This window comes from Leptolyngbya sp. GGD (assembly GCF_026735145.1).
Classification (GTDB): domain Bacteria; phylum Cyanobacteriota; class Cyanobacteriia; order Leptolyngbyales; family Leptolyngbyaceae; genus Leptolyngbya; species Leptolyngbya boryana.
On record NZ_JAPQKE010000001.1, the window covers coordinates 752,556 to 777,209 of the forward strand.

Here is a 24,654-nt window from a genome sequence, read left to right on the forward strand (position 1 = left end):
CCTTTAGAATTTATGGGTTAATAAATTTCTGCGCGATCCGATTCATGGCGAACGACGAACAAATTAGCCTGTTTGATATCCCTGCGGCTGAACCCTCTGCTCCACCCAGTTTTGACCCGGAGTTGATTCCGACGAGTGCCAAGATTCCGATTCCAACAGGGACGTATCAAACGATGGAAGCGATGGGCGCACATTGTAATCGCTGTCATCGCTGCGACTTGGGTGCGTCTCGAACTCATGCAGTGATTGGACGCGGCAATTTGAAAGCGCCGATTATGATTGTTGGGGAAGGGCCTGGACAGACTGAGGATGAGACGGGAATGCCCTTTGTCGGAAAATCGGGGCAGTTGCTCGATCGCATTCTGGCTTCAGTGAATCTCACGACCGAAGAAGATGTCTTTATCTGTAACGTCGTCAAATGTCGTCCCCCTGAAAATCGCACGCCAACGACGGATGAGGCAGCGGCTTGCAGTGGCTACTTGGCCGAACAAATTCGCATGGTCGATCCGAAAATTATTCTCTTAACTGGGGCAACAGCGATGAAAGCCCTAGTCGGAATCAAACAGGGAATCACTAAAGTTCGGGGACAGTGGATCGAAAAAGACGATCGCTTTTACATGCCAATCTTCCACCCGGCTTATCTGCTCAGAAACCAATCTCGCGAGAAAGGTCAACCGAAATGGCTGATGTGGCAAGATATTCAGGCAGTGCGAGCAAAACTTGATGAACTCAGAAGCGCAGATTAGTTTCGTCTCAATCTCCGCGCTTCATCGTCGAGCCGACTTCGAGTTTCTAAATTTGCCAGACCCGTAACTCTCAATCCGTAACGGGCTTGGAATTGTCGGATCGCGGCTTGGGTGGCTGAATCGTAATATTGTGCGATCGCAAAATCACTCCGCAAAATCGTTTTCAAATTATTCCGCAGATTTCGCATCACGCTCGAAAGCTTTTCTTCAGTGGCACGATTGACCAATCCCGTTTCAGAAAGCCCATAAATTTGCTGAAGCTCTCGAATAGCTCGCCGAGTTGGGGCATCAGTTAACGGAGCTTTCTGATTGATGTCATAGCCAAACCCCGCCAGGATGGCTTTAATTTGTGCATCAGTATAAATGCTCAGCGCTGGAGATTGGAGTGCAGGTTGAGAAGGTGGCGAGTTTTGGGATTCTGTTCTTGGAACTGCATCATTGAGCAGGTCATTCAATCGCCGTCGAGTTTCAAGATTGGCAATTCCAGTCGCAGGTAAGCGATTTTGCTGCTGAAACTTTTTCACCGCTTCTTCGGTTTGCTTACCGTAAAACTGGCTCCCCGGAAGCTCGGGATTGGGACGAACTGTCCGATTTAAGCCAAGTTGTAGCGTGCGCACAATATCTGCTGCTTTGTCTTGAGTGGGAATGTTCAACGTTTCATCAACTGGGAGTTGAAACTGAAACTGAAACTCACGAATGCCTTGCCGAACTCTCGGATCGTCGATTGGCGCATTCAGTGGAACCGCATACCCTAATCCATTGAGAACTGAGAGAAATTGTGCCACGGTGTAGTCTTGCGATCGCGCAGCATTGACTGCGGGACATAGAATCATTCCTGACACCAAGCTCCCCATCACCCATCCAGAAATCCGTCTCACGTTTTACATTCCCTTACGTTTTATCTGAAGAAATTATCGCTTGTTCTGCTAGTGTCTCATTGTATTTACCGTCAGGGATTAATGAAGAAATTGTGATATTTCGCGGTTCATGACGTATTCAATTCGGATTGCTGACCTACCAGAGAGTGAACGCCCTCGCGAACGCCTGATCGCTCAAGGTGCAAAAACACTTGCAACGGCTGAACTTCTAGCAATTTTGCTGAGTACAGGGTCAGGGAAACTGTCCGCTGTGGGGCTAGGGCAATATATTTTGCAAACCCTGAGTCAGCATCAGCGCGATCCGTTGAGTGCATTGCGAGAAGTGACAATTTCAGAACTGACGAAAGTTCCCGGCGTTGGAACTGCGAAAGCGACAACGATTTTAGCTGCGATCGAACTTGGCAAACGAGTCTATCAATCTCGACCTCCCGAAAAAACAGTCATTGATGATCCGAATGTAGCTGCTGCTGCTTTGAGTCATGAATTGATGTGGCAGGCTCAAGAGCGATTTGCCGTGCTGATTCTCGATGTGAAGCATCGCTTAATTGCAACTCAAGTGATTACGATCGGGACTGCAACCGAGACGTTAGCACATCCGCGTGAGATTTTTCGAGAAATTATTCGACAAGGCGGAACCCGAGCCATCATTGCTCATAACCACCCATCAGGAAATGTCGAACCGAGTGCAGAAGATATCAATTTGACGCGCCAATTGCTCGAAGGTGCTCGATTTTTGGGAATTCCATTGCTCGATCATCTCATTCTCGGAAATGGCAATCATCTGAGTTTGAGACAGACCACATCGTTGTGGGATGAAGTCGCACAAGAGGTTTGATTTTTGATGTGAATGATTGTCTTTCTTCACGCCATTGGCTCGATTTGGCGCAACTATCTACAATCTTTGTTTGAAACGGAAAGGCTCACTCTAAGGGGAGATTTGTAAAGAAGCGCACCTCGGATTTAATAAAGTACGCCGTTTACGCCTACGGATGACTCTTTATGAAGCGCGATGCTACCGGTAAGTTTGTTCAAAATTGGGATGCAGAAACCAAACAACGCATTAGCATTTCTCTTACCCGTACAGCTTGGCGATCGCTCGATAAAGAAGCACAAAAACGGGGAATGTCTCGCTCTGAAGTCATTGAACACTTTGCTCGCAGTCTAGAAGCAGAGCATTCTAACGAATCTACCTATGCAAACGCTCCAACGGCGTTGCTTCCAGCTCAAATTTTTGAGCAACAGCAGGAAATTGCTGCTCTGAAATGTCAGAAGCAGGAGTTAGAGGCACGCTTAGAAGGCTTGCTCAATACAAGTGCCCAAACCAATGAACGCAAGGTAGAAACCATTCTAGAAAGTATTGCCGATGCTTTCGTTGCCTTCGATCGAGACTGGCGCTACACCTATGTCAATCGGGCAGCGGCTCGAATTCTGCACCGATTACCCGAAGAATTGCTGGGTAAACATGTTTGGAATGAAGTTTTTCCTGAACTCATTGGCGGAATCGCCTATCGAGCAATGCATCAAGCCGTAGCAGAACAAGTCGCACTGACCTGGGAAGAGTTTGGCGAACCCGTTCAATCCTGGCTAGAAGTCAATGCTTATCCCTCGCAAGAAGGACTCGCCGTTTATTTTCGGGATGTGACAGAACGCAAGCAAGCAGAGGCAGAACGGGAACGATTACTCCAAGCGTTGGAAACGGAAAGGGCGCAATTTGAAGCAGTTCTGCACCAGATGCCTGCGGGAGTTTTCATCGCGGATGCTGCTACTGGTAAGTTGGTGCTTGCAAACGAACAAGCCAAACAAATTGTCAAATATGACTTTGAACAGTCCCATGAGCTAGAGGACTATGTTCCCGTGACTCCATTTGCAGCATTTCGCCCGAATGGACAAATTTATGCACCAGATGAGTATCCTTTGGTGCGATCGCTCAAAACCGGGGAAGTCATTACGCAAGAGAAAATGGAGCTACGCCAGGAAGATGGTAGCTATAGCATTATTTCAGTCAGTTCCAGTCCAATCTTAGATAAGCAGCAACGAATCCTGGCAGCCGTTGCGGTCTTTCAAGATGTCACTCACCTCAAACAGGTTGAAGCAAACCTGCGGCAGACAGAAGAACGCTTACAGCTTGCCCTCGTATCCGCTGCCATGATTGCTTGGGATATCGATTTGGAGACCAATCAAGTGGTGTGTTCTCCAAATGCGCTGGAGATTTTTGGGATGCATGTGGGCACCGCAGAAGCATTTCGTGCGGTAATTCATCCCGACGATCGACAACTTGTCAGGCAAACGATGGAACAGGCGATCGCGAGTGACCACTCCTTTTCTCAGGAATACCGAGTGATCAGTCCCGATGGTGCAATTCGCTGGCTCAAAAGTCAGGGGCGCGTCTATCTCAATGATGCGGGACATGCGATTCGGATGCTAGGGGTCTCGCTCAACATTACCGAACGCAAGCAAATCGAAGCTGAACGCGATCGACTTCTCAAACAAGAGCAGGCTAGCCGTCGATTAGCTGAAAATGAACGTCAGCGACTGCGAGACATTCTGATGCAAGTGCCTGCTATGTTTGCCGTGTTGTCGGGTTCTGATCACGTCTTTGAACTGGCAAACTCTAAGTTTCTGGCTGTCTCCGGACGTTCCGAAGACATTTTGGGGAAGAGAGCACACGAAGTATTTCCTGAAATGGCAGCTCAGGGATATTCTGAGATTTACGATCGGGTCTATCAGACTGGGGAAATTATTCAAGGAGATGAGTCTCTGTCCCGCTGGGAGCCGAATGGGGACGGCAATGTCGTCGAAGGATTTTTCAATTTCGTGTTTCTGCCGCTAAGAGACATTGATGGTTGTATCGATAGTATCTTGATTCATGGAATCGAAGTTACGGCTCAAGTACAAGCCCGTCAGCAGGCAGAAGCCTTACTGGTAGAACTTCAGCGCAAAGAAAGACAACAGCAGTTCTTGATCGAATTGAATGATGCAATTCGTGCCCTGCAAGACTCTGAAGAAATTATGTGGCAGGTGGTTAGCTCCACTGGGCATCATTTCAATGTCACTCGCTGTACTTATGGTGAAATTGATCCAACCCAGGAATATGTTCTTGTCGATCGCGACTACTGCAATGAAGTCAGGAGCGTCGTTGGTAGACTGCCGATGAGTTTGTTTGGGTCTGAGATTATTGCTGAATTGCAGCAAGGCAAAACGATTGTGATTGATGATGTCGATCGCGATTTTCGAACTGCTGGAGCAAGAGCCGCTGCTTTTGCTGAAATACAAACCAAATCGTTGCTGTGCGTCCCCTTCGTGAAGGCAGGACGGTTCCTCGCATTGTTGATGTTGCACCATGCTACTCCTCGGCAGTGGACATCAGAAGACGGGAAATTACTGGAACGTATCGCTGAAAAAACCTGGCTAGCTGTAGAGCGATCGCGAGCAGAAGCAGAATTGCGAGAGCGTGAAGCTCACCTACAACTTGCGCTGAAAGTGGGACGGATGGGCACTTGGCACTGGGATTTGCAAGCAGATACGCTCCTCTGGTCATCAGGACATTTCACGATTCTGGGGCTACAGCCTGATGAGGATAAGCCTAGCTACGAACTTTGGGCAAGTCGCGTGCATCCGGATGACTTGGGAGAAACAGAGACAAAGTGGCAGCAAGCGATCGCGGAACGAACAGAGTACCATCACGAATATCGCCTGCGCTTGCCAGACGGCTTGATTCACTGGGTCGATGTGAGAGGACAGTTCTCCTATGATGCGCAAGGACAACCGAAGCACTCGATTGGCGTTGTGATTGACATTACAGAGCGCAAGCAAGCGGAAGAGACCTTGCATCAAACGCTACAAAAGCTCAATTTCCACGTCGAAAATACGCCGATGGCAGTTGTGGAATGGGACGATAACTTTCGAGTCCTTCGGTGGTCTGCTGGTGCAGAACGCATTTTGGGCTGGAAAGCTGAGGAAATACTGGGTAAACATTTAATGGAGATTCCGTTTGTCTTTGAAGAAGACCTGGAATCGGTTGCTGATGTCTGTCAGCGATTAGTTTATGGTGAGGAACCGCATATTCTCTCGTACAACCGCAATTACACGAAAGATCGCAACGTGGTGCATTGCGAGTGGTATAACTCCAGCCTCAGAGATAAATCGGGACGGATGCTGTCGGTATTGTCGCTGGTGTTGGATGTCACGCAGCGCAAGCAAGCCGAGCAGGAACGGGAACAACTGTTAGAGCGCGAACGCCTTGCTCGCGCCCAATCCGAAGCGGCACAGCAGCAATTGGCGACTATCTTTGAAACCTCTCCGATTGGCTTAGCTTTACTGGATGCCGAGCAACGATATGTTGCCATCAATGAATCCTTAGCTGAAATTAACGGATTAACCCGTGAGCAACATTTAGGCAATTCAATTTCGACGCTGTTTGGTCAAACCGACCCCAGATTAGTGGAAATCTTTGAGCGAATTTACACGACGGGAGATCCCTTCATTTCACCCAACTTTGCCGTAAATCCTCCGGGGCGCAACGATCGTCGTCCCGGTTACTACAACGTTTACTATCTACCGACTGTCAACGCGAGTCACCAGGTGGAAAGCGTCTTGATCTATGTGGTCGATGTCACGGAACGCGTTAGGTTAGAACGTGCCCAACAGTTTCTCTCCGAAACTAGTGCAGTGCTAGCGTCTTCCCTAGATTATCAAACGACGTTGGAGCGAGTCGCACAGCTAACCGTCCCGGAATTAGCCGACTGGTGTACGGTTCACATCGTTGAGGAGGATGGCACCATTGACCAGATTGCCGTTGCTCACATCAATCCTACCAAACTGGAATGGGCACATCAGCTGCAAGAAAAGTATCCACTCGACCCGAATGCGGCTCGTGGTGCAGCCTTAACCCTGCGAACTGGAGAGCCTGATTTTGTGCCAGAGATCCTAGATGAAATGCTCGTTCAGGCTGCTCGTAATCCAGAGCATTTAGAGATTCTACGGCAGGTCGGGTTTAGTTCTGTGATGGCTGTGCCGCTCCGAACTCAGGCGAGAATTATTGGGGTCATCTCTTTTATCTCGGCTGAGTCTGGACGACGCTACACGATGACAGATTTGCAATTAGCTGAGGAATTGGCGCGTCGTGCCTCGCTCGCGATCGACAATGCCCAACTCTATCAAGCTGCCCAACGCGATCGCACCAAAGCAGAATCGGCGAACCGGATCAAGGATGAATTCCTTGCGGTGTTGTCGCATGAATTGCGATCGCCCCTCAATCCCATTCTCGGTTGGACAAAAATGCTGCGGTGCAAACGGTTAGATGCCACGAAAACGAACCAAGCTTTGGAAACGATCGAACGCAATGCGAAACTGCAAGCGCAATTAATCGAAGACTTGCTCGATGTCTCCCGCATTTTGCAAGGAAAAATGACGTTAAACATTGCGCCTGTCAATCTGGCGACGACGATTGAGGCGGCTTTAGAAACCGTCCACCTAGCGGCTGAAGCGAAACAGATTCACATTCAAACCCTGATCAATCCGATTTCAGGAGCCGTTTTAGGCGACACAAACCGTCTCCAACAGATCGTTTGGAATCTCTTGTCGAATGCTGTGAAGTTCACGCCATCAGGCGGGCAAGTCGAGGTGCGCTTAGAGCAGGTTGGCGCTCATGTGCACATTCAAGTTCAAGATACGGGCAGAGGCATTCATCCAGAGTTTCTCCCTTATGTATTTGATTACTTCCGCCAAGAAGATGGCAGCACGACTCGAAAATTTGGGGGATTGGGGTTGGGGCTGGCGATCGTGCGTCAGCTGGTTGAATTGCATGGTGGAAGCGTTTGGGCAGAGAGTCCCGGATCTAATCTAGGCGCGACTTTCGTTGTTCGTCTGCCGCTCAACCACATCGAGCACACCCCTTCTGAGATCGAGAATGTAGAAGCTGCGGCAGATTTAACCGGGATTTGCATCTTGGTGGTAGATGATGATGCAGACATGCGAGAGTTGGCATCATTTGTCTTGATCCAAGCAGGCGCAAAAGTGACAGTCGCAGCTTCGGCAGCAGAGGCACTGTGTTTCATGAGCCAATCGATTCCTGATCTCTTGTTATGCGATATTGGGATGCCAGAAATGAATGGCTATTCTCTGATTCAGCAAATTAGAAAGCAGTCACCAGAGCAAGGAGGGACGATTAAAGCGATCGCGCTAACGGCTTACGCTGGCGAGGTCAATCAGCAGCAAGCCTTAGCCGTAGGGTTTCAAATGCACCTCTCAAAGCCAACGGAACCGGATGTATTGGTCAAAGCCGTCTCATCCCTGATCGCGGCTCCTGCGGCTTGAGAGGAAAACTAGCGCCTTTAGCAAGCTTGGGCAACCAAAGTCCGATGGCGCGGAGTGTTGCAGGTCAAAGTCGGTTTAGAGAAACCTGCTTCAACGATTTCTTTCTCCAAATCCAACCCAAAATACTGATCCAAATAGGGTTCTGTACTCTTGAGTAATGTCAAAATGTAAGGCGGCATCTTGGCATAAATTTCAGAGTTGGGATTCATATCCATGATGGCAAGATGTCCACCCGGACGAAGTAATCTTCTGGCTTCTTTGAGAATGTCGATCGCTGCGCTTTTCGGCAACTCATGAAACAACAAGCAAGCCGAAACTAAGTCATACGAGCCAGAGGGTAAACCTGTTGCTGCGGCATCGGCATGTACCCAGTTAATGTTTTCCCGTTCTCCGACTCGATGCTTCGCAACGGCTAAGAAATAAGGGGAAAGATCAACTCCGGTGAGCGTTGCACCTGGGAAAGCGTCTTGTAGCGCAACGGTGCTCATTCCCACGCTGCATCCGAGATCCACGATCGCTTTTGGAGATTCAGAAATTTCAGCTTGCAAAACGTTGTGATAGCTCTGACGCAATCGGGGATCGCCATCTTTTCCCGAATCACTCCAAATCCTTGCATGAACCGCATAGGCAGCCACTTCTACTTCAGTAGCAGGCTCCCACCCTAAATTCCCTTCTTCGTAGGCGTGAAAAGAACGCACATAATACTCTGGATATTTCAAATCAGGATTATTGACTTGATTAAATTCCGTTGACCAATCGCGAGCTTGCAAATCAGCCACAATCTTCGTCCAGGGAACCCCGATCGATTCTGCCCGTTTGATCATCATCGTTCGAGCACGATATCTCGCCAAATCAAACACAGGTTTGATCGATAAAATTCCATTCACAAGCCGAGAAGCGAGTCTGAGCTTGGGTTCACTGGTTACGGTCATATCAAAAACTAAGTTTATGAACAGTCTTAATTTTACCGTTAGCGATCGCTCGACGAATCAATCTATGAAATCTCTGTCGCATCAGTGGGGAGTGGGGAATTGTTTCCTAATTAGCTCCCTACTCCCTACTCCCCACTCTTTTGAACATTCACCACTCAGACCCGATCGCAATTAACCTCTAAGTTTGCGAGTGTTCTCTACTAAACTCTGAGCAAATGCATCAAACCGCTGCGAAAGGTCTTCATCGAGTAACTTGCCATCTTCCCCAAATGCCTGCCAAGCTTGCCCGATTGCAATCTGCTCGGGAATTGTCCAGGCATGAATTGCCCGCAAAATCACTCGCAAATCATTGAGCGAATTACTATTCGACTGCCCGCCCAAGACACTAATCGCACCCGTTACCTTGCCCGTAAACTCGACAAACCCCATCAGATCCAGCGCATTCTTGAGCACGCCACTAATACTGCCGTGGTATTCAGGGGTCGCTAAAATAATCGCATCCGCTTCGCTGACGACCTGCTTCATTTTTGCCACATCAGGATAGTCCGAATAGTCCTTCCCACCATCACAGAACGGTAAATTCAGCGATCGTAAATCCAAAATTTCTACCTCTGCTCCCAAAGCGGCAACCCGTTGAATCGCAACTTTCAGAGCGAGTTGACTGTAAGAACCCGGTCTTAAACTTCCAGCAATGCCAACAACTTTGACCATCAGATGAAATTCCTTGAATAACCTCCCTATCATAACCAAGTTGAATTCATTATGACTACGCTTTAAGAGAGGTATCTCTGTGAAATGTTTAAAAGCATTATGAAAAAGCCAAGAATTCGAGCTATCCGTGGGATAATTCCCGAAATAGTCCACTGGTAAAGGGTTCTACCCTAGGTGAGGAGTTTAATACGATGAAATTAAATCTTTGGCAGCATTCGGTTTCCGCCCTAACAATTGCTGGACTGACAGCCCCTTTCATCATGCCTGCTGCTCAAGCACAACTCGTCGGTCAAGTTCGGTGTGCAAAGCAGTCTACTGCTATTTTCGCAGAGCGTTCTGCTGCTAGTCCTGTTGTTCGCGCTGTCCCTGAAAACCAAAGAATGACGATCGCGGAAAATACAGCTGAAAATGGTTTCCTGGCTGTGAGCGCTCCCTCTAAAGGCTTTGTGCAAACGGTAACGCTGAGACTCTGCCCTGGTGGTAATCCAAATCCGAACCCGAATCCGAATCCTTCCCCATCGACCTGCCGCCGTGTCACACAAACGCAAGGTTTAATCGTGCGTCAAGGACCCGATGTGTCAACTGCGGTTGTAGGGAGTGTTGCGTTCAATTCTCAAGTCAATGTCTCAACCACGCCAACGACATCCAAGACAGATGCAAGTGGACGGGTATGGGTGCAGATTGCAAAACCCGTTTCAGGTTGGGTTTCTAACGGATTTGTGAATGTTCCTGGCAGTAATCTTCTGAATTGTCAGTAAACGTCCGGTCATTTCTCGAATGTTTCAAATCTGCGGCTTGAGCGAGTGATTAGACTCGTTCAAGCCATTTTTATCTGAGCTAATTCAAACTCTAATCTCTGGCTCAAGTCCCTTCATGAAACTTAGGGAGTTGCCGTCTCAGAATGCAAATCTCGCCAAAGCCAAATTCCATCCGTTCCCGCTGCCACGATCGCTTGTCCCTTCAAGGCAAACTCCACAAACAAACTACTAAAGGACGTTGCATACAACGATCCCAACGATTGTTCTGTAAATAGATGCCACAGATGCACCGATCCCCCCGATGAAGTTGCTAAAGTCTGTCCATCCGGGCTGAGTACCATATCCGAAGCTCCCGCATCAAACTCATGCAGCAGGTTGCCATTCCGCAAATCCCAGAGTTTGAGCTTACTACTTCCTGTAATCAATGTTTGTCCATCTTGGCAGAAGACCAGCCCTGTCACCTCGCCTGAATTCAGAGTTTGCAGTCGTTCGCCATCTCGAACCTGCCAGAGTTCTGTTTTCATCCGATCTCCTGCCGCTAACAGATGCCCATCTGGACTAAACGCGATCGCGCGGACTGGCTGAGTCCCCAAACCATACACCCGTTGCCGCGACGCAATGTCCCACATCTGCACCCCCAGTGGACTAAATACCCCATCTGCCCAACGATGCACTCCACTCGAACTCGCTAACATGCGCCCATCCGGGCTAAACGCTAAATTAGAAGCCCGTCCCGCATTCAGGGTCGAAACTAAACGATGATGGGGTAAATCCCAGAGCTTGATCGTTCCATCTAAACTACTGCTTGCCAAAATTTTCTCATCTGGGCTAATCGCGATCGCGCTGACTAAATCTGTGTGATCCTGTAACCTGGGTAGGGCTTTGCCAGTCTTGAGATCCCATAGCTCGATCTCTCTTTCATAACCTGCTGCTAAAATTCCACCCAAAGGACTGACTGTGATCGTCGTCGGCTTATGTGAAGTCATCAATTGTCGCTGTCCGTAACACATCACATCTGCCGCATAGATTGGCATGCAGACCTTGGCGACTCCACGAGAACTTGTCGCCTGCCATAGTAGCAAAAACATTGCAGCTAGAAACGCAATCAATGCAACGCCAGCAATGCTCAACTTCTGTACCCAGCGATTTTGTGTCACGTTTGTCTGACTCCTAAGCTCACAATTCTAAAACGCGATGCCACCAAATTCGTGAAGTAGTATATTAAGGAGAATTTACTCGATCTTAAAATTCCGTGAATAAAACTAGAATACTAACGGCGATCGCGTTAATCCTTACAACCTTTTTAAGTGTTGTTCTTTTATCCCTAGGAATTGATAAATTCTATTACGTTCTGGCGGGTGGGCGAAAATTCGCAACGTTTCCAGACCTCAAAACGCAACTCGCGATCGGCGGTAGTTATCTGGCACTTTCGATTATTTATCTGATCTGGCTGGCAAATCTTCTCAGTACCTCGTGGATACATTCCACTTGGAGCTTTCGCCAAATCTTAATTCGGACTTCTGCCTTCTGGATGCTTGCCTTCATTGCCTATCCGCTCGGCAATGATACTTATCTCTATTTGCATTCGGGATTGATGAATCTCAATGGAGCCAATCCCTATTTGATCCGAGCCGGGGCATACGTTACCGAACTGTCGCCTTATGTCGATTGGGCACAAACTTCGACGTATGGACTGATTTCTCAAGCTGTTTTCACTTTCTCAGCTGTCTTTGTCACGATGAGTCCGATCGTGGCACTTTATATTTTTAAGCTAATTTGCTTACTGCTGCATCTCTTGAATAGCTATTTAATTTGGCGTTGGTTGCCGATTCCAGAGCGTGGCAGGATTACGATCGCCTATCTACTCCACCCCTTGCTGTTGATGGAACAGGTGAGTTCGGCGCATGTTGATATTTTTGTCTCGACGAGCATCGTGCTGTTTGCGGTTTCCTATGCAAGACAGCAATACTGGATGGCGTTTGTCGCCCTTTGGGGTGGCTTTTTAAGTAAAACGCTACCAATAATTTGGACTCCCTGGGTGGCTGTAACCTTACTGCGTCAAGGACATTGGCGATGGCTGCTCGGCATGATTGTGGCATCTGGTGCAATTGTCACGGGGCTGGTGTTCACGGTCATGCCGAATCTAGCGGCTTGGCAAAGTATCCTCAATCCGGGTGTGTCGGGGCAGTATCAGTCTTCGCTGATGGCGATCGCGAAATTTTTCCTCGATCTCGTTCGCATTTTTCATCCAGATCGCTTAGATCTTACTCAGCAGCGCGTGATTCTCGCCCTGTTGTCCAATCTGACGCTGGCGGGATTTTTTGGCTTTTATGGTTGGCAGCTCCATCGCAGTGACAAACGCTGGAACAATACGCCACAGATGTTGTTAGAAGATATGGGCTGGACAACTTTAGTCCTCATGCTTCTTGCGACCTCGTGGTTAATGCCTTGGTATTGTTCGATTTTGATTACATTTGCTGCCTTGATCCCGAAAGCGCGACTGTTTGGACTAACAACTCTGGCGTTTGGGTTGGCAAGTAGCGCTCAATATTTACTGGGGATGAATAGTAGCTTGAAGAGTGTGGTGTCGATCGGCATACCCATTTTGACGCTAATCATTGGGGCTATTGTTCTACGATCGCAGTCTTTGCCTCCAACTGAGCCGCCGACGATCGCGCTCAAACCTCTGCAAGGGCAAGATGTACAAACTGAGCTTAATTAAAGCGAAGCGAGAATTTCTGAGCCTTGTCTACAACGCACTTCGTGTAATAAAGCGTTGCAGACCTGACTGAATCAATCATTTCTAGTGATAATTACAATATCCGTTTTGGATACGACAGTCTGTCAAAGTTATGCAACGCTTTTGTGCATACAGACCCCTATGGCGTTAAAATTTCTCTACTCAGCGTTTAGCTGTTTAACGGCTACGGTCTGCCCTTGATGTCTGACGCTCCGATTTTTGCACCCCAAGTCCATCCCTTAATCCAGCGCTTTTTAGTTTAGTTAACATCAATGATTTCTTCCCAGGTTGAACCGATCCCAATGCATCTCAAATGCCTGCTTGCCCCGCACGGAATTGGCTATCGTATCAAACTACTATCGCAACTCGCAAATCGCAAGTTTCAGGAGCGTCTTGACCCCTTTAAGCTTACGCCGTTTCATTGGATTGTTCTGTGCTGCCTCTGGCAAGAAGACGGGCAAGCGACTTCGAGTATTGGCGATCGCTTACAGCAAGTTGGCGGCACACTGACCGGAGTTCTGGATCGCATGAGTGAGCGAGGGCTAATTCGGCGAGAGCGTGATGCTCAGGATCGGCGCATTTGGCGCATTTGGCTCACCGATGCTGGACGAAAATTTGAAGAAATTCTGCCGCCTCTTGCAACTGAGCTTCGCGATGCGGCGCTGCAAGGGATTTCGATACCAAATCGCGAACAGTTGTCAACGATTGTCGATCGCATGATTGCAAATCTCGGAGAGTCACCGATCATCCATCCGGCTGAAGGGTGGGAAGCGATTTTTGCGCCGAATAATTTGGGATATCGGATGAAGCTCATTGCTCAATTGGGCACTCGTCGGTTTCAAGATCTTCTTGAACCCTTTGGTCTGACTCCATTTCATTGGGTCGTGCTGTGCTGTCTGTGGCAAGAGGATGGACAAGCGACCTCCAGCATTGGCGAGAATTTGCAACAAGTCGGTGGCACACTCACCGGGGTACTCGATCGCATGAGCGAGCGGGGGCTAATCCGGCGAGAGCGTGACGCTCAGGATCGTCGCATTTGGCGCATTTGGCTCACTGATGCTGGGCTAGAACTCAGACAAACTTTGCCGATGGCTGCCTTGGAATTATTACAGATGATGATGCAGGATATCTCAGAAGACGAGCAAACGTTGTTGTCAAAATGCGTGGATCGTTTGATCGCAAACCTGGCTGAGGTGTAAGAAAGAGGCGTAAAAAAACTGGGTAATGTCTTACCCAGCTTGAAAATCACAGCGATCAAAGCTTATTTGTTCGGTTGTGGAGTCATTCTCAGATAAGGCTTCACTTCAGTGACACCTTTCGGGAATTTCTCACGAGCCTGATCGGTTGGGATCGAAGGCACGACCACACAGTCATTGCCATCTACCCAGTTTGCAGGCGTAGCTACACTGTAGTTATCAGTCAATTGCAGCGAATCAATCACCCGCAGCAATTCGTCAAAGTTCCGTCCGGTGCTTGCCGGATAGGTGAAGGTCAGACGCAACTTCTTGTTGTTGTCGATGATGAAAACAGAGCGAACCGTCAGCGTCGAACCCGTGCTGGAGTTCGGGTGAATCATGTCGTACAGTTCGGAAACTTTCTTGTCGCCATCTGCCAAAATGGGATAGTTGACGCTGCAGGCTTGCGTTTCATTGATGTCACTAATCCAGCCTTTGTGGGATTCTGCATCATCGACGCTGAGGGCAATCACTTTGACGTTGCGCTTGTCAAACTCAGGCTTGATTTTTGCAACTTGACCGAGTTCGGTGGTGCAAACCGGGGTGTAATCAGCGGGGTGCGAGAAGAGGACAACCCAGCTATCCCCTGCCCAGTCGTAAAAATTGATCGTTCCCTCAGACGAGTCTTGGGTAAAGTTGGGAACTGTGTCGCCTAAACGGAGAGCCATAATCTTTTATATTTCCTGTCGATCGCAGATAGGTACTGATTGATCATGCCACAAAACCCGGTTTTCCGGTCGGACTTTAGATCTTTTTATGATTTTACCGCGATCGTGATTGTGATGAAGAATGGACACGTGAAATTTTGCCGATGTAGGGTTCCCTACTCTGCGTATTTTTTAAAAGTTTCATGGATTGGGGCAGGGAATTAGTTGAAATTGCGGACTCTAGATGAACAAAGTTTTAGTTTAATCGCAATGGTTTGCGGTAAATCGCTGAGATTTTACGGACTTGCGGCAAAATTTCAGTAGATTTAGGCACGTTACCATCGATTTGGATATTGCATCAGCACGGATTACCTTATGGAAAATAACGCATTTCTGACGATCGATGAGCAGTCTCTCAGCCTCCGAGAGTGCCTTCGCTATTTACAAACCTCCGGTAAGCTGCAAGGCTTTATTGGTGATATCCTCCGGCAATATGTCTTGGAAACCGAGGTAAAAAATCGAGATGATCTGGAGATCAATCCAGCCGTGATCGAGCAAGCTGTGGTCGATTTTCGCCTCCAACAGAAACTGACCGATCCGAACGTTTTTCAAGAATGGCTCAGTCGCAACGGGTTGGATTACACCACGTTCCATCAGCAAATTGCGACCAATTTCAAGAATGAAAAGCTGAAGATCGTGGCAACCGAGCCCAGACTGCAAGAGTATTTTATTGAGCGCAAAGTGTTTCTCGATCGCGTCGTGCTGTCTCGGATTATTGTCGAAAGCAAAGAAATTGCAGAAGAGTTAAAGCTGCAAATTAGCGAGGGAGAAAACTTTGAAGCGTTAGCGCGCGAGCATTCAATTGCCGATGATCGTATTGCAAATGGCATGATGGGTCCGGTCAGTCGTGGGACAATGCCGGATACAGTCAGGGCTGTGATCGATTCATCTGAAAAAGGTGATTTAGTCGGCCCGATTGAATTAGAGGGACGCTGGGCTTTGTTTCGGGTTGAAGATATTCTCCCGGCAACGCTCGACAATCCTCAACTCAAGCAAATGCTGACGACGGAATTATTCGATCGTTGGATTGCAGAAAAAATTCAAAAAATGACGGTGAAACTTCAGGTTAGCGACTAGACTGACTTGAATAAATAAACGGCTCTTTTCGGATAGATTAGAGTGCCTTGCCGACGGTTTCAGCCCCTAAAATTCATTTGCGCTCATGCTGACGAACGATATTGCTGCCAATCTGCCCTGGGAATCTCCACCCTTATGTTTTCTCAATCCTGAACAACAGGTGCAATTTAAATCAAGAGCCGAAGTCCGTCACTACAAGTTAGGAGACGTGCTTTGGTCGAGTGAGGATGCGGGCATTCAATTGCTAATCCTGGCTGGAAAAGTGCGCCTAGTTGGAGAAGACAACAGTTCACGAGTCTTAAATCCGGGTGAATGGATTGGGGATTTGTTGGATTTGTCAGGCTGGAAAGCTCGTGCTGCTAGCAGTGAGGTGCAGGCGGTGTTGTGGAGCGCTCAGATGTGGGAGGGGTTACAAACTCCTGATATCGATCGCTTTTGGGCAATTCAACGTGCGCGCTACGTGCCCCAAACGGATCTTTCTCCGCAGACGATAACGGGTTTCCCGTTTGTGCCTGGGATGAATAGTGCGGCGGCTTGTCTGACGATGGTGGCAAACCATTTGCAGAATCCAGTTCAGATGGAGTGGGTGCAGCGACAGTTGCGGGGGCAGCGTCCGACAAATGTGGTCGATGCGGCGGAGAAACTCGGGCTGCAATTGCGCCGGATTCAGTCGAGTTGGCAAGATGCGCGCTTGTTGGATTTTCCGGCACTGATATTGTGGGGGGATACTGAGGAGCCGCATTGGGTTGTGGTGTATGGCGTGCGGGGCGATCGCTTTGTGATCTCTGATCCGCATGATCCGATCATGTCACCGCAAGCGATTCATCGATCGACCGTGGAGCAGTTCTGGGACGGGCAACTCTGGCAGGTCGAGACGGTTCAGAAGCAAGAGCGCTTTAATCTCGCTTGGTTTTTGCCTGCGGTTTGGAAGTATAAGGTGCTGCTTGGCGAGGTGTTGTTTGCTTCGTTTACGTTGCAGCTATTGGGCTTGGCGACTCCGCTAATTACGCAGGTCGTCATTGATAAGGTGATGGTGCAGGGCAGCATTCCTACCCTTGATGTGATGGCGATGGCGCTGCTGGCGGTGGCGTTGTTTGAAGCAGTTCTTGGTATTCTGCGGCTATTTATTTTTACGCACACGGCTCGACGATTAGATTTAAGTCTGTCGGCTCAGTTGTTCCGTCACTTGATGCGGTTGCCTTTGGCATACTTTGAGTCGCGACGGGTCGGAGATACCGTTGCGCGGGTTCAGGAACTTGAGAACATTCGGCAATTTTTGACGGGGACAGCTTTAACGGTTGTGCTTGATTCGATTTTTGCTGTGGTGTATTTAGCTTTAATGTTTTTCTACAGCATTCCGTTAACTGGGGTGGCTTTAGCGGTGTTGCCGTTGTATGCAGCGTTGACGTTAACGACGACTCCAATTTTGCGGAATTGGTTGAATGAGACGTTTAACCGCAATGCGGATAGTCAGTCGTTTCTCGTGGAGACGGTGACGGGGATTCACTCAGTGAAAGCGCATAGTGCCGAGAAGCCTTCGCGCGATCGCTGGGAGGGGTTATTTGCCCGCTATATTCGCACGAGCTTCAAAGCGTCTACGACCTCGAACATTAGTAATAATTTGGGAGATTTTCTCACGAATTTCTCGTATTTACTGATTCTCTGGGTGGGGGCGCATTTAGTTATTAAGCAAGAACTCACGGTCGGTCAGTTGGTGGCGTTTCAGATGTTGTCTGGACGGGTGACAGGTCCATTGTTGCGATTAGTTCAGCTTTGGCAGAATTTGCAGCAGGTGTTGCTCTCAGTCGATCGTATTGGCGACATTCTTAATGTTGCTCCGGAAGCAGAACCGGGTTCGGGATTGGTGTTACCGACGTTGCAAGGGCAAGTTTCATTTGATCAAGTCTTTTTCCGCTATAACCCAAATCAAGAGCCTGTGCTGAAAGGAATTTCCTTTGATGTTCAGCCGGGAATGCTGGTTGGTGTTGTAGGACGAAGTGGTTCTGGTAAGAGTACGCTGTCAAAGCTTTTGCAGCGGTTGTATTTACCGGAGTCAGGACGGATTCTCGTCGATGGCTTTGATATCAAGAGTGCCGATCTGCACTCGCTGCGGAGTCAGATGGGAGTTGTGTTGCAGGAAGATTTTCTTTTCAATGGCAACATTATCGACAACATTAGTTTGGGTCGTCCTGATATTACGGCTGAACAGGTTGTAGCTGCGGCACGAATGGCAGCGGCGCATGATTTTGTGAGTGAGTTGCCGCAGGGCTATGAGACGAATGTAGGAGAGCGGGGAACTGCACTGTCGGGGGGACAACGGCAGCGGATTGCTTTGGCGCGATTGTTCTTATCGAATAGCCCGATCTTGGTACTCGATGAAGCGACCAGTGCTTTAGATAGTGAAACCGAGCAACAGGTTTTACAGAGTTTGCAGTCGATTTCGGACAATCGAACGGTCTTCTTAATTGCTCACCGATTTGCGCCTTTGAAGAAAGCAGATTTAATTTTGGTGATGGAGAAGGGCGTAATTGCTGAGAAAGGCACGCACGAAGAATTACTGCGCAAGAAAGGTTTGTATTGGTCGTTGTATCAGCGACAGCAAGCTTCGGTGTAGTTAGGTTGGATTGAGTAAAGGTTAGCGATCGCTCCACGAATGAAGCGATCGCTTTTTTATTGATTTGCTAAGAGTATGTTTGAGAAGTATCAATCGTTTCCTTGCTCCGTTCTATCTCGCCCCGGACTGGAAGTCCGGGGCTAACGGTGCGAAGTCCTTTGAAAAGGGCTGAAGACCTGAGTTTGATGGGCTTTTAGTCCCTTTAGTGGACTTCGTTCAACTAGCCCCGACTTCCAGTCCGGGGGTGGGTGAGTGCAATGAACGATATCTTTTCAAACATTCTCTAAGACACGAAAGGCTCACGATCGCCCAGATACACTGCTACTTGAACGATTCTCATTCGCAGATTGCTCAGCATAAGCTTTGAACTCGATCGCATCATGGCTGCAAAAGAGTTTGGCATCGTTACTCAGAGCGAGCTGACGCAGGCGATCTTGATTAAGCAATCTCGCTTTTCGATCGACTTCCATCATCCATTGATAAGCCTTTAAACCAGGTGTGCAGTGATACTCTGGCTTCATTTCATCGCGATAAAAGTAAGCATCGCCTGCATGTAACAGCCAACCTTCAGAAGTCTCGATCGCGACTCCAGCATGACCTCGCGTATGTCCTGTTAAGGGGATGAATAGAATTTCTGGTGGCAATCCTTCTAAATCTCTGACTGCTTCAAATCCAAACCAAGGTTCGCCGTTCGCTGCATAGAATTTCCAGGATTTTACTTCATCCCATTGATCGGGGCGATAGCGACGATGAGCAATAAAACCTTCGCGATCGCGAGTTGCTTCGATCTCAGTTTGCATCACATGCACCGTTGCATTGGGAAAATCTTCTAAGCCGCCTGCATGATCAAAATCAAGATGCGTGAGAATAATGTGCCGAACATCTTCTGGCGAAAATCCTAGACGTTCGATTTGGTCGATCGCGCTGTATTGACGATCGAATTGAATGTTATTGAACGCGATAAAAAATGGGCTGAGCCGACTGCGAGGTGCTTGAATATCGCGAAGTCCGAAGCCAGTATCCACCAAAACCAATCCCTGATTCGTTTCAATCAACAAACAGTGACAGACAAGATGTGACGTTAAACCCCGACTGAAGCCATCAAACAACGCTCCACCGATAGGACACATACAGCCACAGTTAAGATGATGAATTCGCATAGGTCGTTGGGTGCGATCGACGATTTCAAGCCTAGAAAATCTGCGATCGCACACCGTCTTCCTAACGAGAGAGTTGAAGTCCTGAAAGTCTTTTGACAATCTGTAGTGCTAAAGATTTTGAGCGCTTAAAGGGATAATTCCACCCGGATTGAGCGGGAATAAATTGCCGTAGTAGTCTCGCTTGACAGATTCTAAGTCACAGGTTTCTGCTACGCCTGGAAGCTGATAGAAATCATTCAGATAGATACTTAAATGATCATAATCCTGAATACGGCGAATACTACATTTGAAAAGGCTATAGTAAACGACATCGAAACGAAACAGAGTAGTGAAGAGGCGAACATCTGCAAGGGTTAAAGTATCACCGCAGAGATATCGACGAGTAGAAAGCGTTTCATCGATCGTATCTAACATCGAAAATAATTCTCGACACGCAGTTTCATAAGCTGCTTGAGTTTGAGCAAATCCGCAACGATACACGCCATTGTTGACTGCGTGATAGATTTTCTCATTCCAGCTATCGATTTCTGGCTGTAAGGCTTCTGGATATAGATCAAGTTCTGGATGCTTTGCAAATTCGTTAAAGGCTGAGTTGAGGATGACGATAATTTCAGAACTTTCGTTATTGACGATCGTATTCGTCTCACAGTCCCATAAAACCGGAACCGTCGATCGACCTTGATAGCCTGGTTTTGCGCGTCGATAGAGGTCTGCCAACGTAGTACAGCCTAGCTCAGGCTTTTCTAAAATCCAGCCTCCATTTTCTGGAGAAGGAATCACGATCGAGACTGAAATAACGCCTTCTAACCCTTTCAAGGCGCGAGTCACTAAAGTTCGATGTGCCCAAGGACAACCCAGACCTACGAATAATCGATAGCGTCCTGGCGCGGCGATCAGGCTTTGGCTCCGAAATTCACTCTCAGGACGAATATAAGCACCTGATGCGTCTCTTGGCGCAAGCTTGGACATCATGATTCGCCATAGAGTTGTCCAGCCAAAACGAACCAGTTGAATGAGCAATTTTGGAGGCATGATTTTACTGAAGCTTTTTCTGAATTTTAGCGATGATTCGCTGAAGAGCGAGTTTCGCTAAGCGCGATCGCGTTAATGGTTCGATCGTAGCGGGATGCGTCTGTTTGTGATCAAAAAACTCGTTCACTTCGCGCAAAATGACTGCTAAGCGATCGAGAATATTTTGACCGCGATATTCTGCCAAAAAGCTTTCAGGAATCACAGGCGCAGGTCGCTCGATCGCGCTTAAAATTCGCTGCACATCAAACTCAGTCGAATAAGCCGCGATTTTATAGCAGTTAAATCCTGGATCGAGATAGTCTGATAAACCACCGTTGACACTGGAAAATACTTGGCAACCACATGCGATCGCTTCCATCGGTTGCAGTCCAAAGCCTTCGCTGACTCTCTGCTGCGCCCAATACTCTGCCGAATCGTATAAGTAAACTTTAGTGCGATTGAAAACGGCTGCAAGACTATCCACGTGAGTATTAATTATTTCCACTTTGCAGCGTTTTTGAAGAGTAGGAATGAGCTGGTTTAAGAGATACTCTGATGATTTTCGAGTATGAATTAGAACATCAATATCTCGATTCAAGTTCTGATTGCTAAACTCATCAGAGATCTGATTTGGTAAATAGTAAATTAGTGAATGTGGCGCACGTTGTCCCCAGTAGCCTAGCGTATTGCGGCTGACAGTTACGATCGGGACATTGGATGGAACTGTAAAACCATATCCTGCACTATGTGCGTGATAGATAGCATTGTGTTTTTTCAAGCGTTTTGCGAGTTTCGCAACATCAAATCCCCAACTCATCACAAAGATGACATCCTTGAGATCTTCTTGAAGGACATCATCTAAAAAACGTGTATTTTGCTCACGCTGGCGGTATGTGACGATTTCAGCCGGGCAAATCTGCTTGGCAAGCTCAAACGCCTTTAACTCCGCCCACAGACCCCCGCAGGCAAAACGTTTTCCGGTTCCAGGAAGGAGAAAATAAAGCGATCGCATGACAGCCGCCAAGAGTTGAAGGTAAGATGTGAGCCATCATATCAGCCGAAAGTTCATTCTGATCTGAATCATCCGCTCTGCCGACTGAGCGATCGCGCAAATTGATATTGATAAAGCTGTTGCAGTGTTGCTAATACTTCTTCTGCATAGGAAGGATCAGAAGAGTAGTAAAAGCTCAACTGCTGAATTCGCGGGGCACTGCCACGGATGATAAAGCGGAATCGGGGAGTCACAACGTCTTGGCTGAATGGCTCTAAACTGGCATAAGCTTTCAACAATTGAATATGAGCACGTACTCCGGTGCGAGCATTCGGAAAGGCTGCACTTTCCCAAGGACTGCCAACTTCTCGCAAAGTGGCAAAGTTATTTTGAGTCGGCTGAAGGGTTTTCCCAAAACGAAAAAAATCGGTTTCGATGAGGGCTTGTGTAAACGCAATATCAGAGTTGACATCCTCGATCGCAGCTTCTTCTAAATACAATTCGGCAATGTTAGGGAAGGTTTGGAGAGCTTGAGGATTGTGCTGCTGTAAAAAGGCTTCTAACGTATTTTTTGAAAGATAACCCTGTCCCATAATGCTGCTGATTTTATTTGGATTCAAAGGCAGCATGTTTCGCAAAATCACTCCTCGATCGCTGGAATTCCAGCCGACAAAAACGCCGACTTTTCGGAGATCGATCGCTCTAATGTAGGTTTGGTTGTTGTAAATAATCAAACGAGCATTTTGAGGACGTTTGACTCGAATGGCAAGCTGATCTAACAGATTAATAGGAATGTATGAGTTTCCTTCCACAATCACACCTTGCTGATCAGAAGCTTGCCCATTCAAATTGATACTCATCGGGACGATCGTTTGATTCCAGAGTGCTAACCCTTGGGCAATGCCTTGTGCGATCGCTTGAGAGCGATTCAGAATAATGGCTCGATCTTCTGGGCTAGAAGTAAACCCGACCGTTAATACGATCGCAGGAATCTTCATTTGGCGAATAAAATCAAGGCTCCCCAATGCTGTTTCAGTATCCGGCTTTGTGCCCCGATTCATCCAAGCGGGAACATTGACCAGAATTTGATCCAGCAGTTGTTGTGCTTTCTGTCGGCGGTTCTCATCTCCTGCACGATAAAAAGCAGTCACGCCTCTCGTATTCGGGTTCAAGAAAGCATCCGTTCGGATAGATAGGGCAATATCCCCCGGTTTAGCACGGCGATTGATCCAAGCGATCGCTTCAGCGGGTTCTAAATTGGCTGGCACAATTACAACCGGAAAGCCTTGCGTTTTTAGCTCTGTGGCTGCTTGATTGCGAATCTTAACCAATGCCGCTGAGATCGGTTGATTGGCAAATTGAATTGGATTTGCGACCAGAAAAACTTGCTTGACTTGTTGCGTGTCTTGTCGAATCGTTTCTAAGCGATCAGATAAAACCGTGGTCAGGCGTTCTGGCGCGATACTACGACGATCGTTGAGTTGAGTTTTAGATTGAGCAAGCAATTTTTTGCAGGGTTTGATTTCTACACCCCCGCAATCCGGGCAGCAATTCGATGCGAAGATCATGGTCTAACTTTTATGATGCAGGCATAATTTTTTCACCTCGGTAGATACGCAAGTCATCATATCAAACGAAACCGCGTTAACACATACACCCTGACTGGCTCGGACAGCACGATTTACACCTAGCAATGCGCTAGGTGCTGGAATATCTTGCCAATCTTTTACTCGATCGATAATTCAGCCTTTGCTAGAATACATCGTCGTCTGAACACGATAGGAAAACGGATTAAAAGACCTGGGTTCTATGACTTCAGTGATTGCCACTTGTTCCAGTCAGAAAATTGAGTACAGCTTGATTGAACCGGGCTGGATGCTCCAAATGCGGATAGTGTCCACACCGATCGAGCAATAATGGTTGTTCTGCATTGGGCAGTCGCTTCGCTGCAACATGGGCATGAGCGACCGGAAGAATGCGATCCTGTTTTCCCCAGATAATCAGTGCAGGCGCAATGATGTTTTTCAGATTTTCAACGATCGGCTGATAGACAGTTTCTCTAACCCCTCGCAAACATAGATTGGTTCGCGCCATTTGGATCAAGGGTTCCTTGCGTCCTGGAAGCGCGAAAATTGGATAGCGCAAATCAATCCACTCTTGTGGAATCGTATCGACATCAAAGACATTCTGCTTCAACATCGGACGCATGACCTTCGGACTTGGCTGGAGCGATCTCACGGCAAAAGGTAAGGTTGCTAATCGGGCTGAAAGCGTCACTTCTTGCCCTAATCCAAAACTGCCAACGAGCACTAATTTCTCAACCCGCTTAGGAGCCATGAATGCAAGCTGTAAAGCCGCTCCACCGGACATCGAATGTCCCACTAAAACTGCCGATGAAATCGACATCGCATCCATGAAACCCAAAATAAATTCTGCCTGGTAAGTCAGCGAATACGAAGCGGAGGGTTTATCAGAGCGCCCTGATCCGACCATATCGATCGCGATCACACGATGCTGTCGAGCTAAACCCGGAAGATTGTAATACCAGAACTCCGCAGATCCTCCTGCCCCATGTAACAGCAGAATCGTATGTTTTCCTTCTCCCGCCTGCCAAAATCGAGTTCTAACAGAACCAACCTGCACATATTGATCCGAAAGAGTCTGGGTTAGAAGCATGAATTCACCGTCTCAAGACACACCGCGATCGCATGTAAAGCAATTTCTACACGATCGTTACAAACTGAAAATGAGTATAGCTGCGGTTTTAAATTTCGCTCAG

General features: G+C 47.9%; 18 protein-coding genes. 8 read left to right on the forward strand and 10 right to left on the reverse strand.

Features of this window, described 5'->3' with window-relative positions:
- Positions 1-44 precede the first annotated feature (44 nt).
- Positions 45-746 carry a uracil-DNA glycosylase gene (locus tag OU814_RS03585; RefSeq protein WP_268180530.1) on the forward strand — a complete coding sequence of 234 codons (702 nt, stop codon included), beginning with the start codon at positions 45-47 and terminating at the stop codon, positions 744-746.
- Here OU814_RS03585 and OU814_RS03590 read toward each other — a convergent pair.
- Positions 743-1,624, reverse strand: coding sequence for a peptidoglycan-binding domain-containing protein (locus tag OU814_RS03590; protein ID WP_268180531.1), 882 nt, complete (start codon positions 1,622-1,624; stop codon positions 743-745). The genes OU814_RS03585 and OU814_RS03590 overlap by 4 nt on opposite strands.
- Positions 1,625-1,733: 109 nt before the next feature.
- Between OU814_RS03590 and radC the strand changes: the two genes are divergently transcribed.
- Together radC and OU814_RS03600 are read left to right on the forward strand one after the other, a co-directional pair.
- On the forward strand, positions 1,734-2,459 hold the full coding sequence (radC, locus tag OU814_RS03595; protein ID WP_268180533.1) for a RadC family protein: 726 nt from the start codon (positions 1,734-1,736) through the stop codon (positions 2,457-2,459).
- 164 nt (positions 2,460-2,623) lie between these two features.
- Positions 2,624-7,939: a PAS domain S-box protein gene (locus OU814_RS03600; RefSeq protein WP_268180534.1), complete on the forward strand. Its 5,316-nt coding sequence runs from the start codon at positions 2,624-2,626 to the stop codon at positions 7,937-7,939.
- A 17-nt stretch (positions 7,940-7,956) separates the two neighbouring features.
- Here OU814_RS03600 and OU814_RS03605 read toward each other — a convergent pair whose 3' ends face one another.
- Together OU814_RS03605 and OU814_RS03610 are read right to left on the reverse strand one after the other, a co-directional pair.
- Positions 7,957-8,871, reverse strand: coding sequence for a methyltransferase domain-containing protein (locus tag OU814_RS03605; protein ID WP_017290444.1), 915 nt, complete (start codon positions 8,869-8,871; stop codon positions 7,957-7,959).
- A 171-nt stretch (positions 8,872-9,042) separates the two neighbouring features.
- Positions 9,043-9,582 (reverse strand): NADPH-dependent FMN reductase, encoded by a 540-nt coding sequence (locus OU814_RS03610; RefSeq protein ID WP_017290443.1) that lies wholly within the window; start codon positions 9,580-9,582, stop codon positions 9,043-9,045.
- A gap of 191 nt (positions 9,583-9,773) precedes the next feature.
- On the opposite strand from OU814_RS03610, the gene OU814_RS03615 reads away from it, so the two are divergent.
- Entirely contained in the window at positions 9,774-10,340 is a 567-nt protein-coding gene (locus tag OU814_RS03615) for an SH3 domain-containing protein (protein ID WP_017290442.1), read from the forward strand.
- A 122-nt stretch (positions 10,341-10,462) separates the two neighbouring features.
- Here OU814_RS03615 and OU814_RS03620 read toward each other — a convergent pair whose 3' ends face one another.
- A complete protein-coding gene (locus tag OU814_RS03620) occupies positions 10,463-11,497 on the reverse strand; it encodes a WD40 repeat domain-containing protein (protein ID WP_268180537.1) in 1,035 nt (344 codons plus the stop codon).
- Between the two features lie 95 nt (positions 11,498-11,592).
- On the opposite strand from OU814_RS03620, the gene OU814_RS03625 reads away from it, so the two are divergent.
- Positions 11,593-13,062: a hypothetical protein gene (locus OU814_RS03625; RefSeq protein ID WP_268180539.1), complete on the forward strand. Its 1,470-nt coding sequence runs from the start codon at positions 11,593-11,595 to the stop codon at positions 13,060-13,062.
- Positions 13,063-13,352: 290 nt separating this feature from the next.
- On the forward strand, positions 13,353-14,279 hold the full coding sequence (locus OU814_RS03630; protein ID WP_268180541.1) for a MarR family winged helix-turn-helix transcriptional regulator: 927 nt from the start codon (positions 13,353-13,355) through the stop codon (positions 14,277-14,279).
- Positions 14,280-14,341: 62 nt separating this feature from the next.
- Here OU814_RS03630 and OU814_RS03635 read toward each other — a convergent pair whose 3' ends face one another.
- Positions 14,342-14,983 carry a peroxiredoxin gene (locus OU814_RS03635; protein WP_017290438.1) on the reverse strand — a complete coding sequence of 214 codons (642 nt, stop codon included), beginning with the start codon at positions 14,981-14,983 and terminating at the stop codon, positions 14,342-14,344.
- A gap of 354 nt (positions 14,984-15,337) precedes the next feature.
- Here OU814_RS03635 and OU814_RS03640 point away from each other — a divergent pair, with 354 nt between their 5' ends.
- The gene (locus OU814_RS03640; protein WP_017290437.1) at positions 15,338-16,099 is read left to right on the forward strand and encodes a peptidylprolyl isomerase; all 762 of its coding nucleotides are present in this window, start codon (positions 15,338-15,340) and stop codon (positions 16,097-16,099) included.
- Between the two features lie 85 nt (positions 16,100-16,184).
- Positions 16,185-18,713 carry a type I secretion system permease/ATPase gene (locus OU814_RS03645; RefSeq protein ID WP_268180543.1) on the forward strand — a complete coding sequence of 843 codons (2,529 nt, stop codon included), beginning with the start codon at positions 16,185-16,187 and terminating at the stop codon, positions 18,711-18,713.
- A 299-nt stretch (positions 18,714-19,012) separates the two neighbouring features.
- Here OU814_RS03645 and OU814_RS03650 read toward each other — a convergent pair whose 3' ends face one another.
- The 5 genes from OU814_RS03650 to OU814_RS03670 form a co-directional block, all read right to left on the reverse strand.
- Entirely contained in the window at positions 19,013-19,873 is an 861-nt protein-coding gene (locus OU814_RS03650) for an MBL fold metallo-hydrolase (protein WP_268180544.1), read from the reverse strand.
- A gap of 108 nt (positions 19,874-19,981) precedes the next feature.
- Positions 19,982-20,905 (reverse strand): glutathione S-transferase family protein, encoded by a 924-nt coding sequence (locus tag OU814_RS03655; protein ID WP_268180545.1) that lies wholly within the window; start codon positions 20,903-20,905, stop codon positions 19,982-19,984.
- A gap of 4 nt (positions 20,906-20,909) precedes the next feature.
- Complete coding sequence (locus tag OU814_RS03660) at positions 20,910-21,896, reverse strand: glycosyltransferase (protein ID WP_017290433.1); 987 nt, start codon at positions 21,894-21,896, stop codon at positions 20,910-20,912.
- A 68-nt stretch (positions 21,897-21,964) separates the two neighbouring features.
- The gene (locus tag OU814_RS03665; protein ID WP_268180550.1) at positions 21,965-23,443 is read right to left on the reverse strand and encodes an N-acetylmuramoyl-L-alanine amidase; all 1,479 of its coding nucleotides are present in this window, start codon (positions 23,441-23,443) and stop codon (positions 21,965-21,967) included.
- 247 nt (positions 23,444-23,690) lie between these two features.
- Positions 23,691-24,551 (reverse strand): alpha/beta fold hydrolase, encoded by an 861-nt coding sequence (locus tag OU814_RS03670; protein ID WP_268180552.1) that lies wholly within the window; start codon positions 24,549-24,551, stop codon positions 23,691-23,693.
- Positions 24,552-24,654 lie beyond the last annotated feature (103 nt).

Coding starts and splice junctions, on each gene's coding strand:
- OU814_RS03585 (WP_268180530.1), top strand. CDS start 45: ATGGCGAACGACGAACAAATTAGCCTGTTTGATATCCCTGCGGCTGAA.
- OU814_RS03655 (WP_268180545.1), bottom strand. CDS start 20,905: ATGCCTCCAAAATTGCTCATTCAACTGGTTCGTTTTGGCTGGACAACT.
- OU814_RS03605 (WP_017290444.1), bottom strand. CDS start 8,871: ATGACCGTAACCAGTGAACCCAAGCTCAGACTCGCTTCTCGGCTTGTG.
- OU814_RS03670 (WP_268180552.1), bottom strand. CDS start 24,551: ATGCTTCTAACCCAGACTCTTTCGGATCAATATGTGCAGGTTGGTTCT.
- OU814_RS03630 (WP_268180541.1), top strand. CDS start 13,353: ATGATTTCTTCCCAGGTTGAACCGATCCCAATGCATCTCAAATGCCTG.
- OU814_RS03610 (WP_017290443.1), bottom strand. CDS start 9,582: ATGGTCAAAGTTGTTGGCATTGCTGGAAGTTTAAGACCGGGTTCTTAC.
- OU814_RS03645 (WP_268180543.1), top strand. CDS start 16,185: ATGCTGACGAACGATATTGCTGCCAATCTGCCCTGGGAATCTCCACCC.
- OU814_RS03635 (WP_017290438.1), bottom strand. CDS start 14,983: ATGGCTCTCCGTTTAGGCGACACAGTTCCCAACTTTACCCAAGACTCG.
- OU814_RS03650 (WP_268180544.1), bottom strand. CDS start 19,873: ATGCGAATTCATCATCTTAACTGTGGCTGTATGTGTCCTATCGGTGGA.
- OU814_RS03600 (WP_268180534.1), top strand. CDS start 2,624: ATGAAGCGCGATGCTACCGGTAAGTTTGTTCAAAATTGGGATGCAGAA.
- OU814_RS03660 (WP_017290433.1), bottom strand. CDS start 21,896: ATGCGATCGCTTTATTTTCTCCTTCCTGGAACCGGAAAACGTTTTGCC.
- OU814_RS03640 (WP_017290437.1), top strand. CDS start 15,338: ATGGAAAATAACGCATTTCTGACGATCGATGAGCAGTCTCTCAGCCTC.
- OU814_RS03665 (WP_268180550.1), bottom strand. CDS start 23,443: ATGATCTTCGCATCGAATTGCTGCCCGGATTGCGGGGGTGTAGAAATC.
- OU814_RS03615 (WP_017290442.1), top strand. CDS start 9,774: ATGAAATTAAATCTTTGGCAGCATTCGGTTTCCGCCCTAACAATTGCT.
- radC (WP_268180533.1), top strand. CDS start 1,734: ATGACGTATTCAATTCGGATTGCTGACCTACCAGAGAGTGAACGCCCT.